This window comes from Streptomyces sp. NPDC002328, from assembly GCF_042890065.1.
GTDB lineage: Bacteria > Actinomycetota > Actinomycetes > Streptomycetales > Streptomycetaceae > Streptomyces.
Window position 1 is genome coordinate 300,044 of the sequence record NZ_JBIARQ010000004.1, and the last position, 15,519, is coordinate 315,562.

The 15,519-nt window shown below is 70.4% G+C and carries 8 protein-coding genes; 4 read left to right on the forward strand and 4 right to left on the reverse strand.

Annotation, left to right across the window (positions count from 1 at the left end; genetic code table 11):
• The first annotated feature begins 118 nt into the window (after positions 1–118).
• Together ACFYX4_RS13795 and ACFYX4_RS13800 are read left to right on the forward strand one after the other, a co-directional pair.
• Positions 119–1,945 (forward strand): AMP-dependent synthetase/ligase, encoded by a 1,827-nt coding sequence (locus ACFYX4_RS13795; RefSeq protein ID WP_389331010.1) that lies wholly within the window; start codon positions 119–121, stop codon positions 1,943–1,945.
• Positions 1,946–2,044: 99 nt separating this feature from the next.
• A complete protein-coding gene (locus tag ACFYX4_RS13800; RefSeq protein ID WP_389331013.1) occupies positions 2,045–2,881 on the forward strand; it encodes an aldo/keto reductase in 837 nt (278 codons plus the stop codon).
• 85 nt (positions 2,882–2,966) lie between these two features.
• Here ACFYX4_RS13800 and ACFYX4_RS13805 read toward each other — a convergent pair whose 3' ends face one another.
• From ACFYX4_RS13805 to ACFYX4_RS13815, 3 genes are all read right to left on the reverse strand, one after another.
• Complete coding sequence (locus tag ACFYX4_RS13805; RefSeq protein ID WP_389331016.1) at positions 2,967–3,842, reverse strand: class I SAM-dependent methyltransferase; 876 nt, start codon at positions 3,840–3,842, stop codon at positions 2,967–2,969.
• 174 nt (positions 3,843–4,016) lie between these two features.
• Positions 4,017–5,735 carry a glycoside hydrolase family 6 protein gene (locus ACFYX4_RS13810; RefSeq protein ID WP_389331019.1) on the reverse strand — a complete coding sequence of 573 codons (1,719 nt, stop codon included), beginning with the start codon at positions 5,733–5,735 and terminating at the stop codon, positions 4,017–4,019.
• A gap of 44 nt (positions 5,736–5,779) precedes the next feature.
• Positions 5,780–7,300 (reverse strand): cellulase family glycosylhydrolase, encoded by a 1,521-nt coding sequence (locus ACFYX4_RS13815; protein WP_389331022.1) that lies wholly within the window; start codon positions 7,298–7,300, stop codon positions 5,780–5,782.
• A gap of 265 nt (positions 7,301–7,565) precedes the next feature.
• Between ACFYX4_RS13815 and ACFYX4_RS13820 the strand changes: the two genes are divergently transcribed.
• Both ACFYX4_RS13820 and ACFYX4_RS13825 read left to right on the forward strand, forming a co-directional pair.
• Entirely contained in the window at positions 7,566–10,481 is a 2,916-nt protein-coding gene (locus tag ACFYX4_RS13820; protein WP_389331025.1) for a glycoside hydrolase family 48 protein, read from the forward strand.
• A 303-nt stretch (positions 10,482–10,784) separates the two neighbouring features.
• Positions 10,785–13,442 (forward strand): cellulose binding domain-containing protein, encoded by a 2,658-nt coding sequence (locus ACFYX4_RS13825; RefSeq protein ID WP_389331028.1) that lies wholly within the window; start codon positions 10,785–10,787, stop codon positions 13,440–13,442.
• An 89-nt stretch (positions 13,443–13,531) separates the two neighbouring features.
• On the opposite strand, the gene ACFYX4_RS13830 is transcribed toward ACFYX4_RS13825, so the two are convergent.
• A complete protein-coding gene (locus tag ACFYX4_RS13830) occupies positions 13,532–15,448 on the reverse strand; it encodes a rhamnogalacturonan lyase (RefSeq protein WP_389331031.1) in 1,917 nt (638 codons plus the stop codon).
• Positions 15,449–15,519 lie beyond the last annotated feature (71 nt).

Consider the following 15,519-nt stretch of genomic DNA (forward strand, 5'->3'; position numbering starts at 1 on the left):
TTCCGGCGCTGACCAGCGCGGACAAGAGCAATGCTCGCCTTTCCGCCCCCTCCCGCCCCACCCGGGCGTGGGGTAGCTTTCACGGCGCTGTGGGGCCATGAGAAGCGGGGTACGGGATTTGCGCGAGTTCTCCAACCCTCCCTTGGCGCAGGCGCCGCCGGTGGGCGGACTGGCCGACGTCGTCTTCCGGCACGCCCAGGAGGACCCCCACCGGATCGCGCTGGGCCGCAAGGACGAGCAGGGCGAGTGGCGGGACGTCACCTCCGCCGAGTTCCGCGACGAGGTCCTCGCCCTCGCCAAGGGCCTGCTCTCCCAGGGCGTCCGCTTCGGCGACCGCGTCGCGATCATGTCCCGTACCCGCTACGAGTGGACCCTCTTCGACTTCGCCCTGTGGACCATCGGCGCCCAGGTGGTGCCGGTGTACCCGACCTCCTCGGCCGAACAGTGCTTCTGGATGCTGTACGACGCCGAGGTCACCGCCGCCGTGGTGGAGCACGAGGACCACGCGATGACGATCGCCACCGTCATCGACCGCCTCCCTCACCTGCGCAGACTCTGGCAGCTGGACTCCGGCTGCGTACCGGAGCTGTACGAGGCGGGCGCCGGGATCGACGACGACGTGGTGCACCGGCACCGGGAGGCGGTCACGCCCGACTCGGTCGCCACGATCATCTACACCTCGGGCACGACGGGCCGCCCCAAGGGCTGCGTCGTCTCGCACGGCAACTTCATGTTCGAGGCGGACACGGTCATCGAACGCTGGGAGCCGGTGTTCCACTCCAAGAAGGGCGACGAGGCGGCGACCCTGCTGTTCCTGCCGCTCGCGCACGTCTTCGGACGGATGGTGGAGATCGCGGCCGTGCGCGGCCGGGTCCGCTTCGGCCACCAGCCGCAGCTGCACGCCGCCGCCCTGCTGCCCGACCTCGCCGCCTTCAGGCCGACCTTCTTCCTGGCCGTGCCGTACATCTTCGAGAAGGTCTTCAACGCGGCCCGCCGCAAGGCGGAGCGGGAGGGGAAGGCCGGGCCGTTCGAGAAGGCCGTCTCCGTGGCCGTGCAGTACGCGGAGGCCATGGAGGCGAAGGCGTGGGGCACCGGGCCCGGCCCGTCGGCGGGGCTGCGCGTGCAGCACCAGCTGTTCGACAAGCTCGTCTACTCCAAGATGCGCGCCGCGATGGGCGGCCGGGTCCGGCACGCGATGTCCGGCGGTTCGGCGATGGACCGCCGGCTGGGGTTGTTCTTCGCCGGCGCGGGCGTGCAGATCTACGAGGGCTACGGCCTGACCGAGTCGACGGCGGCCGCGACCGCCAACCCGCCCGGACGCACCCGTTACGGCACCGTCGGCCAGGCCATCCCCGGCATGACCGTGCACATCGCGGACGACGGCGAGATCTGGCTGCGCGGCGACAACGTCTTCCAGGGCTACCTGAACAACCCCAAGGCCACCGACGAGACCCTGCACGACGGCTGGCTGGCCACCGGCGACCTGGGCTCCCTCGACGAGGACGGCTTCCTCACCATCACCGGCCGCAAGAAGGAGATCCTCGTCACTTCGGGCGGCAAGAGCGTTTCCCCGGGGCTGCTGGAGGAACGCGTTCGGGACCATCCGCTGGTGAACCAGTGCATCGTCGTCGGCAACGACCGGCCGTTCGTCGCCGCCCTGGTCACCCTCGATCAGGAGGCCGTAGAACACTGGCTTCAGATGCGGGGCAAGCCGCAGCTCGCTCCGGCCGAGCTGGTGCGCGACGCGGACCTGGAGACGGAGGTGCGCCGGGCCGTCGTCGCCGCCAACACCCTGGTGTCGCAGGCGGAGTCGATCCGGACGTTCCGTATCCTCGCCCAGCCGTTCACCGAGGAGCACGGCCTGCTGACCCCCTCCCTGAAACTGAAGCGCAAGGCCATCGAGAACGCCTACGCCGACGAGGTCGACGCGTTGTACCGCACCTGAGGTCCCCGGGCCCGAATTCGGGGGTCAGGAATGCATCACGCCTCGTGATCGTTGACGATGGGAGTACGTTTTGACGGACAACCGAAGGATCAAGAGCTCGTGAGCAGCAAGGTCCCCCCGATCATCCTCAACAACGGCGTCGAGATGCCCCAGCTGGGCTTCGGCGTCTGGCAGGTGCCGGACGACGAGGCGGCCCAGGCGGTCACCACCGCTCTCGAGGCCGGGTACCGCAGCATCGACACAGCGGCGATCTACGGCAACGAAGAGGGCACCGGCAAGGCGATCGCCGACTCCGGCCTGCCCCGCGAGGACATCTTCGTCACCACCAAGCTCTGGAACAGCGACCAGGGGTACGACTCGACGCTCCGCGCGTTCGACGCCTCCCTGGAGAAGCTGGGCCTGGACCACGTCGACCTGTACCTGATCCACTGGCCGCTGCCGGCCCGGGACAGCTACGTCGACACCTACAAGGCGTTCGAGAAGCTGCTCGCGGACGGCCGCGCGCGGGCGATCGGCGTCTCCAACTTCCTGCCGGAGCATCTGGAGCGGCTGATCGACCAGACGTCGGTCATCCCCGCGGTCAACCAGATCGAACTGCACCCGCACCTCCAGCAGCACGCCTCGCGCGAGTTCCACTCGGAGCAGGGCATCGCCACGGAGGCCTGGTCGCCGCTCGGCCAGGGCAAGGGCCTGCTGGAGGTCCCGGCGATCGTCGCGATCGCCCAGAAGCACGAGCGCACCCCGGCCCAGGTCGTGCTGCGCTGGCACCTCCAGCTGGGCAACGTCGTGATCCCGAAGTCCGTGACGCCGTCGCGGATCAAGGAGAACATCGAGGTGTTCGACTTCAGCCTCGACACCGAGGACCTGGCCGCGATCAGCGCCCTCAACGAGGACCGCCGCATCGGCCCGGACCCGGCCACCTTCGACGTGGTCTGAGACCCGGATCAGAACCGGCCCGGACGGGGCCGACCGCGCTGCGCGGTCGGCCCCGTCCGCGTGTCCGGGGGTCCGGCTGGACCGATTAGGCCGGCTTGACCGCCGTGTGCACCGTGTGGGCCGCCAGGACGAAGACGTCCGCCCGGCGGTGGACGCTCAGCGGGTCCCGCGGGTCGAGGAGGCGGTCCAGGGCGGCGCGGTCGTCGGGGGCGAGGGTGTCGTCGGAGACGTCGTTCCAGCGGGCGAAGTGCGCGGCGACGTAGGCGCGGGCCCGGTCGGAGGCGGGGGCGGGCAGGTCGAGCAGGAAGCTGCGGGTGCGGGTGTGCTTCAGGCCCGCCGCGCTCAGCAGCGCCGGCCAGTCCTCCGTCTCGTCGACGGTGCCGGGCAGATCGGCCCGCATCCGGGCGAACCACTCCTCCTGCGCGGCATCGAGCCGCGCCTCCAGGCCGGGGCGGCCGAAGCCGAGGTCGCGCGGCAGGAACCGGGACGGCAGCCCGCCCTCCATGATCGCCAGCGTGCCACCGGGCGCCAGCCGCTCCGCGAACGCGGTGAGGGCGGCGCGCTGGTCGCCCAGGTGATGCAGGCTGCGGCCCGCCCACAGCAGATCGGCCGGGTACTCCAACTCATCGAGCACGCCGGGGAGTTCACCGGCGAGGACGCCGAACCGGTCGCCGTGTCCGAGACGGTCGGCGCGCGCCCGGGCCCGTTCCAGGAGCGGCGCCGAGCCGTCGACGGCCAGGACCCGTGCGCCGGGGAAGGTCTCGGCGAACAGGCAGGAGACCACTCCGGGACCGCTGCCCAGGTCGACGATCAGTCCCGGCTCGGTCACCTCCTTGCCCAGCCACGCCAGGGCCCGCTCGTACAGGGGGCTGAACAGTTCGGCCTGTGCCTCCAGGTGCGAGGCCATGTCCGCCCAGTCGATCTCGGTGTCGTGCCCGTGGTGGGCATGCTGGTGCGCCATGGTGGTCAGCCTCTCGTCCGATGTGCCGACAGCGTGCGCCGACGCACCGCCCGGAGGCCAGCCCTGTTGCCGGGACGGCAAAAAGTCCGTACGGGAAACGCAAGAACGCGCGCACCCGGAGCGTACGTCCGGCCGCTCCCCGGGAAGGGAAGCGGCCGGACGGTCACTGCCACGTCACGGCAGCGGCGGGTACGCGTTCTGCATCAGCTGCTGGAACTGCGCCGAGAACCAGTGCCCGGACAACGGGGAGTTGGGCAGGGCGCCCGACAGGTTGTTGCCGTTGCGCGGGTTGCCCGTGTACGTCGGGTCGCACATGCGGTCGAAGCCCTTGCCCTCGTCGTTCGGGATGGCCGAGCTGGACCCGTCGGACTCGCCCGGCGGCTTCATCCAGACATAGGCGTCGATCCCGGCGGCCGGCGCGGCCTGCGGGCGCTCGCCGAGGCCGGCTCCGGACTGGTTGCACCAGTTGCCGATGTGGATGCGGCGGTCGTAACGGCCGCCCTCGACGTAGGTGTCGACGCTGGTCGTGGCGCCCGGACCGGCGGGCCGGGCGGCGCCGCCCCAGCCGTTGCGGGAGGTGTCGATCAGCATGCCGATGGTGGAGTTGAAGCCGACCGAGACCAGCTGGTTGCGGAAGGCCTGGGCGAAGGACAGCTCGTCGGTGTAGCGGTTCCAGTCGACCCACTTGGACTCGCGGACCGACTTGCCGGCCACGTTGTCGTTGATGGTGAAGTTGTTCTCCTTCAGGGCGCTGTAGTTGGCCGTGTTGGTGATGAAGCCGTGGACGTCGTTCACCGTGGCGCCCTCGGCGGTGGCCGCCTCCTTGAAGGTGGTCGCGGACGGGCCGAAGTTGTCGTCCCAGCCGATCCAGCCGTGGTGGCCGGCGTCGACGTAGTTGTAGACGTTCGCCACGTCGCCGAGCTTGTTCAGCGCGTAGCCGACGCCCTTGACGTAGTTGCCGTTGGCCTTCATCACGTCGCACTGCGGGGTGGCCGTCGGGCGGCTGCCGGTGTTGGTGACGAGGTTGGGCAGCGAGTCGATCTCGACCGTGGTGACGATCCGCAGCGAGGAGTACTTGGCGTCGGCGAGGATCGCGGCGATCGGGTCGATGTACTGCGTCTTGTACTTGTCGATCTCCGTGGGGCCGAGCTCGCCGTTGGAGGCGAGGGCCGAGCAGTCGCGTCCGGGCAGGTTGTAGATGACCAGCTGGACGACGAGCTGGCCGGAGCCCTTCTGGCGCAGGGCCTCGTCCAGGTGGGCGCGCAGCCCCATCTTGCCGCCGGCGCCGTTGATCGCAGCGATCCGGTCGAGCCAGACACCGGTCGGCTGGTTGGCGATGCGGCTGCCGCCCGGCTCGGCGGCGGCGTTCGCGGACCACTCCGGGTTCACGTACACCCTGGCGCCGGAGTAGGGGTTGTCGACCTTGGTGCCGGGGGTGCCGGGGTCGGTCGGGCCGGGATCGGTGGGGCCGCCGGCGTCGACGTTGCAGGTGACGCCGTCCAGGGTGAACGTGGCGGGGACGGCGTTGCTGCCGCTGTAGGTGCCCTGGAAGCCGAAGCTGACCGAACCGCCGGTCGCGAGCGTGCCGTTGTAGGTCTCGTTGTTGGCGGTGACGGCCGTGCCGGCCTGGCTGATCCGCGCGTTCCAGCCGTTGGTGACCCTCTGGTTGCCGGCGTACGCCCACTTCACCGACCAACTCGACTTTGCGGCCGAGTTGTTGGTGACGGTGACGTTGGCGGTGAAGCCGCTTCCCCAGTCGTTCTGCACCTTGTAGTCGACGGTGCAGGGCACGGCGGCGATGCCGGAGTCGCCGGGGACGACCGCGAGCGCCGTCCCGGAGGCGCCGGCGACCAGCGCCAGCGCGGCGAGTATCGCTGTTCTGCTACGGCTCATGAGTGCGGGTTTCCTTCTCGTCCGAGGGTGAGAGGTGGTGCGGGTCATCCGTTCTGGGCGCGCAGGTGGTCGCGCAGCCCGATTCCGAACGCGGTGGGCGTCCCGTCGTAGTTCGAGATCAGGGACGGACCGGAGGAGCAGTCCCAGGTGTTCCAGGTCCAGCCGAGGTAGGACAGCCGGCGCTCGTCGAACCAGCGCATGACCTGGTCGACGAACCCGTGCGAGCAGGTGTTCTCGCCGATCTCCCCGGCGACGAGCGGCGCCTGGGCGGCGACCGGGGCGAGGGTGGAGTTCCAGCAGCCCTCGTTGGCACAGGAGTTGAAGTTGTACACATGCCAGGCGGCGGCCAGGTTGCCCGTCGGGTCGGTGGGCCGGTGGGTGAGCCACTGGGAGAGGTCGTTGGACCAGGCGAGCCCGCCCGCGAGGATCACGTTGGTGGCGCCGGTGGACCGCACGGCGTCGACGAGGTCCTGCATGCCGGCGACCTCGTAGCCGATGCCGGGGCAGGTCCCGCCGTCCCGCCAGCACTGCCACGCCTGGGCGGCCGTGGAGGTGGCGCGGTCCGGGTAGGGCTCGTTGAACAGGTCGAACACGACCGCTCGGTCGTTCTTGAAGGTGTCGGCGACGGAGGTCCAGAACGCCGGTGTGTAGCGCGTGTTCGGCATCGGCTTCTGGCAACTGGCGTGCACGTCGGAGCAGCCGGCCGAGTTGCCCGTGTACCGGCCCCAGGACCAGTGCAGTTCGAGCATCGGGGTCATGCCGTTGGCCTTGACGCGGGTCACCAGGTCCTTGACGGCGTTGACGTAGTTCGCGCCCGCGTAGGCGCTCTGGATGTGGGAAAGGCCCAGCCAGCACTCCTCGTTGAGGGGGATGCGGACGGTGTTGGCGTTCCAGCCGGCGATCGCCCGGATCGCGGCGTCGTCGACCGGGCCGTCGAAGATGCCGCGGCCCTGGACGCACATGAACTCGCCGCCGCTGCGGTTGACGCCGAGCAGTCGTCGGGTGGCGCCGCCGGCGTCGACGAACCTGTTGCCCTGGACGCGCAGCACGGGCGGCCCGTCACCGGTGTCCGGCGGCCCGGTCGGCGTCGAGGTCGGGGTGGGGGTAGGGGTGGGGGTGGGGGTAGGGGACGGTGTGGGCGTGGGGGTGCCGTCGACGTTGCAGGTGGTGCCGTTCAGCTTGAAGGCGCTCGGTACGGCATTGGTCCCCGACCGGGAGGCGAGGAACCCGGCGCTGACGCTCGCGCCGGTGCCGAGCGCGCCGTTGTAGCTCTCGTTGACCGCGGTGACGGCGGTGCCGGACTGGGACCATTCGGCGTTCCAGCCCTGGGTGACCTTCTGTCCGTTCGCGAAGTCGAAGCTCAGGCTCCAACCGTTCACTGCCGCCGCGTTGTTGGTGACTTTCACGGCCCCCTGGAAGCCGGCGTCCCACTGGCTGGTGACGGAGTACTCCACCGTGCACGCGGGCGTGGCTCCCTGTGCCGTCATGACCGGCAGCAGGGCGCCCGCGACGAGGGCGACCGTGCCGGCGACGGCTAAAAGTACTGAACGCGGGGGGTGTCGCATGAGCGACTCCTTGCAGCTCGGGCACGTCGTGACGGACGCGCCGACTGATGGAATCGCTCCCACTGGTGTCAACGAAGTTAGCGCCAAGCGTCGGCAAAGAACAGTGCAGTTGCTGACTTTCCCTCAACTTTCCAGGTCGAATCTTTTCGACTCTTCAAACACCTTGACCGCACTCCAAGGCCTTCGCACTATGGGAGCGCTCCCACTGGTTCAAGGCTTGTTGCTCCTCCCCCCACCGCTCGAGCCGCAAGGAGGAACCAGCACCATGGATCCCGCACGCAGACGCCGTGGGACGCGGCGCCTGTGGACCGCCTTCACGGCGGCCCTCGCGCTCCCCCTGGCCATGTTGAGCACGCTCACAACACCCGCCCAGGCGGCGGCAGTTCAGTGCAGCGTCGACTACAAGACCAATGACTGGGGCTCCGGCTTCACCGCGGAGCTCACCCTCACCAACCGGGGCACGGACCCGATCAACGGCTGGGCCCTGACGTACTCCTACGCGGGCAACCAGCGCCTGACGAACGGCTGGAACGGCAGCTGGTCGCAGTCCGGTCAGCAGATCACCGTGAACAACGCCCCGTACAACGGGACGGTCGCGGCCGGCGCCGCGGTCAGCGCGGGCGCGCAGTTCACCTACAGCGGGGCCAACGCCGCCCCCACCTCCTTCTCGGTCAACGGCACGCCGTGCACCGGCGCCCATCTGCCCCCCGTCACCGTGCTGACCAGCCCCGCTCCGGGCGCGGTCTACACACAGGGGACCGCGGTGCCGCTCGCGGCCACCGCCGCGGCCGCCGACAACGCGACGATCTCCAAGATCGAGTTCTACGACGACACCACGCTGCTCGGCACCGACACCAGCGCGCCGTACACGCTGTCCGCCTCCGGGCTGGCCGTGGGCAGTCACTCCCTGGTGGCCAAGGCCTACGACAGCCTGGGCGCGTCCGGCACCTCCTCGCCGGTCGGCATCACGGTCGCCTCCGGGCCTGCCGTGGTGGCCTCCACGAACCAGCTGGCCGTGCATCAGGGGGCGACGGGCACGTACGACCTCAAGCTGTCGACGCAGCCGTCGGCCAACGTGACCGTCACGACCGCCCGGACGAGCGGCAACGCCGGTCTCACGGTCTCGGGCGGCGCGAGCCTCACCTTCACCCCGGCGAACTGGAACACCGCGCAACGGGTGACCATCGCGGGCAACGCCACCGGGACCGGCTCGGCGACCTTCGAGTCGACGGCGACCGGGCACGCGAAGGCGTCGGTCACGGCCACCCAGATCGCCGGCTCCAAGGTGTACGACGCCCGCTTCCTGGAGCTCTACGGCAAGATCACCAACCCGGCGAACGGCTACTTCTCCCCCGAGGGCATCCCGTACCACTCGGTGGAGACGCTGATCGTCGAGGCCCCGGACCACGGGCACGAGACCACGTCGGAGGCCTACAGCTACCTTCTCTGGCTTCAGGCGATGTACGGCAAGGTCACGGGCGACTGGACCCGGTTCAACGGCGCCTGGGACATCATGGAGAAGTACATGATCCCCACCCACGCCGACCAGCCGACGGGCTCCTTCTACAACGCGTCGAAGCCGGCGACGTACGCGCCCGAGCTGGACACCCCCAACGAGTACCCGGCGCGTCTCGACGCCGCGGTGTCCGTGGGACCTGACCCGATCGCGGCCGAGCTGAAGACCGCGTACGGCACGGACGACGTCTACGGCATGCACTGGCTCCAGGACGTCGACAACGTCTACGGCTACGGCAACTCGCCCGGCAAGTGCGAGGCGGGCCCCGCCGACACCGGTCCGTCGTACATCAACACCTTCCAGCGCGGCGCGCAGGAGTCGGTCTGGGAGACGGTGCCGCAGCCGACCTGCGACGCCTTCAAGTACGGCGGCAGGAACGGCTATCTGGACCTGTTCACGGGCGACGCCTCCTACGCCAAGCAGTGGAAGTTCACCAACGCCCCGGACGCCGACGCGCGGGCCGTGCAGGCCGCGTACTGGGCGGACATCTGGGCCGAGCAGCAGGGCAAGGGCGGCCAGATCTCGGGCACCCTCGCCAAGGCCGCCAAGATGGGCGACTACCTGCGCTACGCGATGTACGACAAGTACTTCAAGAAGGTCGGCAACTGCGTCGGCGCCTCCGCCTGCCCGGCGGGCACCGGCAAGGACGCCTCCCACTACCTGCTGTCCTGGTACTACGCCTGGGGCGGCGCGACCGACACCAGCGCGGGCTGGGCCTGGCGCATCGGCTCCAGCCACGCCCACGGCGGCTACCAGAACCCGCTGGCCGCGCACGCCCTCAGCACGTACGCCGACCTGAAGCCCAAGTCGGCGACGGGCGTGGCGGACTGGGCCAAGTCACTCGACCGGCAGCTGGAGTTCTACCGCTGGCTCCAGTCGAGCGAGGGCGCGATCGCGGGCGGCGCGACCAACAGCTGGGCGGGCCGCTACGCGACCCCGCCGGCCGGCAAGTCGACGTTCTACGGCATGTACTACGACCAGCAGCCCGTCTACCACGACCCGCCGTCCAACCAGTGGTTCGGCTTCCAGGCGTGGTCGATGGAGCGGGTGGCCGAGTACTACCAGCAGACCGGCGACGCGGACGCCAAGGTCGTCCTCGACAAGTGGGTCGACTGGGCGCTGGCGCACACCACGGTCAACCCCGACGGCACCTTCCGGTTCCCCTCGACGCTCCAGTGGTCGGGCCAGCCCGACACGTGGAACGCGTCGAGTCCCGGCGCCAACACGGGACTTCACGTCAGCGTCGTCGACTACACCAACGACGTCGGCGTGGCGGCCGCGTACGCCAAGACCCTGACGTACTACGCCGACCGCTCCGGCGACACCCAGGCGGCGACCACCGCCAAGGCGCTGCTGGACGGCATGTGGGCCAACCACCGGGACGCCCTCGGCGTCGCGGTCCCGGAGACCCGCGCCGACTACAACCGCTTCGACGACGGCGTGTACGTCCCGAGCGGCTGGACCGGCACCATGCCGAACGGCGACGCGATCAACTCCGCCTCGACCTTCACCTCGATGCGGTCCTTCTACAAGAACGACCCCAACTGGTCGAAGATCGAGAGCTATCTGGCGGGCGGAGCGGCGCCCGTGTTCACGTACCACCGGTTCTGGGCCCAGGCGGACATCGCCCTGGCCATGGGCTCGTACGCGGAGCTTCTCGAATAGTCCCCGCCGGGCGCTCCGCGGGTTGGGCGGTGTCCGTCTGCGGGCCGTCCGTGGCCGGTCGCGCTCGCGCGGCCGAGCCGCATGTCGATGCGGTCCCGCGCCCCTGTCGCCCCTCCGGGGCTCCGGGGCCCGGGTAACACCGCCCTCCGGCGGAGTCGCTTGAAAGCCCTGCGTACGTGGCTCCGTCACCTGACGGCGGGGCCATCTGACCGGGCGGTCCCCAGTTGTGCGGGGCCGCCCGGTCGTCGCACCTCGGCACACACCCCCCCCCACATCCGGCTTCGCGAGGAAGGACCCCCCACCGTGCGAAGAACCCGCATCCTCACGGCCGTCCTGGCACTGGCCGCCGGGCTGCTCGCGGGCACCCCGCCCGCACTGGCGGCCGGCGGCGCTCCGAAAGCGACCCTGGCGGCGGAGTCGTACACCTGGAAGAACGCCCGGATCGACGGGGGCGGCTTCGTCCCCGGCATCGTGTTCAACCGCAAGGAGAGGAACCTCGCCTACGCGCGCACCGACATCGGTGGGGCCTACCGCTGGCAGCAGACCAGCAAGACGTGGACGCCGCTGCTGGACTCGGTCGGCTGGGCGAACTGGGGGCACACGGGCGTGGTGAGCCTGGCCTCCGACTCCGTCGACCCGAACCGGGTGTACGCGGCCGTCGGCACGTACACCAACAGCTGGGACCCGGGCAACGGGGCCGTGCTGCGCTCCGCCGACCGGGGCGCGAGCTGGCAGAAGACCGACCTGCCGTTCAAGCTGGGCGGCAACATGCCCGGCCGGGGCATGGGCGAGCGGCTCGCGGTCGACCCGAACCGCAACAGCGTGCTGTACCTGGGCGCGCCCAGCGGCAAGGGCCTGTGGCGGTCGACGGACTCGGGCGTCACCTGGTCGCAGGTGGCGAACTTCCCCAACGTCGGCAACTACGTGCAGGATCCGAGCGACGCGAGCGGCTACGCCTCCGACAACCAGGGCATCGTCTGGGTCACCTTCGACGAGTCGACGGGCACGGCGGGCAGCGCGACGCGGACCGTCTACGTCGGGGTCGCGGACAAGGACAACGCGGTGTACCGGTCGACGGACGCGGGCGCGACCTGGTCGCGGATCGCCGGGCAGCCGACGGGGCACCTCGCGCACAAGGGCGTGCTGGACACCGTCAACGGCCATCTGTACGTGGCCTACAGCGACAAGGGCGGCCCGTACGACGGTGGCAAGGGCCGGCTGTTCCGGTACGCGACGGCGACCGGGGTGTGGACGGACGTCAGCCCGGTGGCGGAGGCCGACACGTACTACGGCTTCAGCGGGCTGACGGTCGACCGGCAGCGGCCGGGCACGGTGATGGCGACCGCGTACAGCTCCTGGTGGCCGGACACGCAGATCTTCCGCTCGACCGACAGCGGGGCGACCTGGACGAAGGCGTGGGACTACACCTCGTATCCCGACCGGGCCAACCGCTACACCATGGACGTCTCCTCCTCGCCCTGGCTGACCTGGGGGGCGAACCCGTCGCCGCCCGAGCAGACCCCGAAACTGGGGTGGATGACGGAGGCGCTGGAGATCGACCCGTTCGACTCGAACCGGATGATGTACGGGACGGGCGCGACGGTCTACGGCACGGAGAACCTCGGGAACTGGGACACCGGCGGGCAGTTCACCATCAGGCCGATGGTGCAGGGCCTTGAGGAGACGGCGGTCAACGATCTCGCCTCTCCCCCGTCCGGGGCCCCGCTGCTGAGCGCGCTCGGTGACGTCGGCGGCTTCCGGCACACGGATCTGACGAAGGTCCCGTCGATGATGTTCACCTCGCCCAACTTCACCACGACGACCAGCCTGGACTTCGCCGAGTCCACCCCGAACACGGTGGTCCGCGTCGGCAACCTCGACTCGGGCCCGCATGTGGCGTTCTCGACGGACAACGGGGCCAACTGGTTCGCGGGGAGCGACCCTTCGGGTGTGAGCGGCGGCGGGACGGTGGCCGCGTCCGCCGACGGGAGCCGCTTCGTGTGGAGCCCTGCGGGCACGGGCGTGCACCACACGACCGGCTTCGGCTCGTCCTGGACGGCGTCGACCGGCATCCCGGCGGGCGCGGTCGTGGAGTCCGACCGGGTGGACCCGAAGGTCTTCTACGGCTTCAAGTCGGGTCGTTTCTACGTCAGTTCGGACGGCGGCGCGAGCTTCACCGCGTCCGCGGCGACGGGCCTGCCGAGCGGCGACAGCGTGCGCTTCAAGGCGCTGCCTGGCGTGAAGGGCGACGTGTGGCTGGCGGGCGGGGCGAGCGACGGCGCGTACGGCCTGTGGCACTCGACGGACGGCGGCGCGACCTTCGCCAAGCTGTCGAACGTCCAGGAGGCCGACACGATCGGCTTCGGCAAGGCGGCCTCGGGCGCGTCCTACCAGACGCTCTACACCAGCGCGAAGATCGCCGGCGTGCGCGGCGTCTTCCGTTCCACGGACAAGGGGGCGACCTGGACGAGGATCAACGACGACGCCCACCAGTGGGGTTGGACCGGCGCGGCGATCACCGGTGACCCGCGGGTGTACGGCCGGGTCTACATCGCCACCAACGGCCGTGGCGTGATCTACGGCGACAGCTCGGACACCGGTGGCGGTGGCGGCGGCACGGACCCGCCGCCGACCCCGACGGGGGCCTGCGCGGTGACGTACACGATCACCAACCATTGGTCGGGCGGCTTCCAGGCGGACGTGCGGCTGACCAACACCGGGACGAGCGCGTGGACCGGCTGGACCCTCGACTGGACGTTCCCGAACGGCCAGACGATCTCCCAGCTGTGGAACGCCCAGCACACACAGACCGGTTCGGCGGTGACGGCGAGGAACATCGGCTGGAACGGCAACGTGGCGGCGGGCTCGTCGGTGAGCTTCGGCTTCACGGGCGGCTGGACGGGCGCGAACACGGAACCGACGGCGTTCAGAGCGGGCGACCAGAACTGCGCGGTGAGCTGACCGCGAAGAGGGGCGCGCGCCGGCAAGCGGCACGCGCCCCTCTTGTGTGCGACGACTACGGCTCGTACGTGACTACGGCTCGTACGTGGTTACGGCGTGTAGACCGTCGGGCGCGGGGCCGTCGGCATGCCGTTGCCGATGAAGAAGCTCGGGTGCGGGGGCTGGTTGTAGGCGGTGTTCTGCCAGGCCAGGGCGGTGCGGTACTGGGTGTCGTGGAGAAGCGTGGTGATCTTCGTGGTGGTCTCGACGGGCGTGGAGTAGACGCGCAGGGCCGTGTTGTTCGACGTCGGCCAGACGACCTCCTCGCGCCAGTCGCCGAGGATGTCCCCGGAGAGGGACGGGGTGGACTTGGTGCCGTTGTTGGAGTGGACCCCGGAGGCCGTCAGCAGGCGCGTGTCGCCGGAGGTGCCGTACTTGTCGATGCGGGTGCCGTCGAGGAGTTCGCGGACGGGGTCGCCGTCCCACCAGTTGACGAAGTTGATGCTGGAGGGCTCGCGGCCGAGGGACGCGCCGGTCGCGGAGCGCAGGGTGGTGTCGGAGGCGGACCAGGCCTCCGCGCCCGGGCTGCCGGCGTAGACGTCGGCGGCGACGCCGCGGCCGTTGTCCGCGCCGGACGCCGTCTGCCAGAGGAGCGCGCCGGTGCGAGCGTCGGCCATCCAGGAGCCGGGCCGGCTCGTGCTCTCGGACACCTTGAAGTACTCCAGACCCGCCCGGCTCGGGTCGAGGTCGCCGACGTGGCCCGCGTCGCCGTGGCCGAGCCTGGTCGTCCACAGTCCGCCGCCGTTGTCGTCGACGGTCATCGCGCCGTACACGATCTCGTCCTTGCCGTCGGCGTCGACGTCGGCGACCGACAGGCTGTGGTTGCCCTGACCGTCGTAGCCCTTGCCGGAGTTGGTGGAGGAGTTGGTGTCGAAGGTCCAGCGGCGGGTGAACGCTCCGTTCCGCCAGTCCCAGGCGGCGATCACCGTGCGGGTGTAGTAGCCGCGGGCCATGATCAGCGAGGGGCGGGCACCGTCCAGGTAGGCGGTGCCGGCGAGGAAGCGGTCGACGCGGTTGCCGTAGGAGTCGCCCCAGGACGAGACCGTGCCGCGGGCCGGGACGTAGTCGACCGTGCCCATCGCCCTGCCGGTCCGGCCGTCGAACATGGTCAGGAACTCGGGGCCGGCCAGGACGTAGCCGCTGGAGTTGCGGTGGTCGGCGGAGGCGCTGCCGATGACCGTGCCGCCGCCGTCCACCGTGCCGTCGGCCGTCTTCATGGCGACCTCGGCCCTGCCGTCGCCGTCGTAGTCGTAGACCTGGAACTGCGTGTAGTGCGCGCCCGAGCGGATGTTGCGGCCCAGGTCGACGCGCCACAGCCGGGTCCCGTCGAGCTTGACGGCGTCGATGATCGTGTTGCCGGTGTAGCCGGACTGGGAGTTGTCCTTGGCGTTGGTGGGATACCACTTCAGGACGAACTCCAGGGCGCCGTCGCCGTCGAGGTCGCCGACGGAGGCGTCGTTGGCCTCGTAGGTGTAGGCGACGCCGTCGGGGGTCGTGCCGCCGGCGGGCGGACTGATCGGAACGTCCTTGTAGCCGGTGCGGAGTTGGACCGCGTGGACGGAGTCCGCCTGCTCGACGCCGCCGACGATCGCGCGGACCGTGTAGTCGGCCGTGGCCGGCGCGCCGGAGTGGAAGAAGTTCGTCGAGCCGGTGACGGGGCTGGAGTTGACCTTCGTCCCGGCCCGGTAGACGTTGAAGGAGACGTCGCCCGGGTCGGTGCCGAGCCAGCGCCAGCTGACCAGGTTGCCGCTGCCGGTGTACACGCTGACGACGCCCCGGTCGAGCTTCTCGACCTGGCGGGCCGTGGCCGCCTCGGCGGTGTCGGTGGACAGCGCGCTGATCCCGGCGCCGACGAGCACGGTCACGGCGCTCGCACCGGCCAGGGCGGCGAAGCGACGGCGTCTGCGGTGCGCCGGCGGGGTCTTCGGGGGGTGCGTCAGGGGTTGCTCGGGGCGCGGGTGCTGCACGGGGCGTACCTCCAGGGAGGACGGACGGGTTCCGCCCTGTCAGTCGCCGCCGCCCCGGGGGAGGTTGCCGG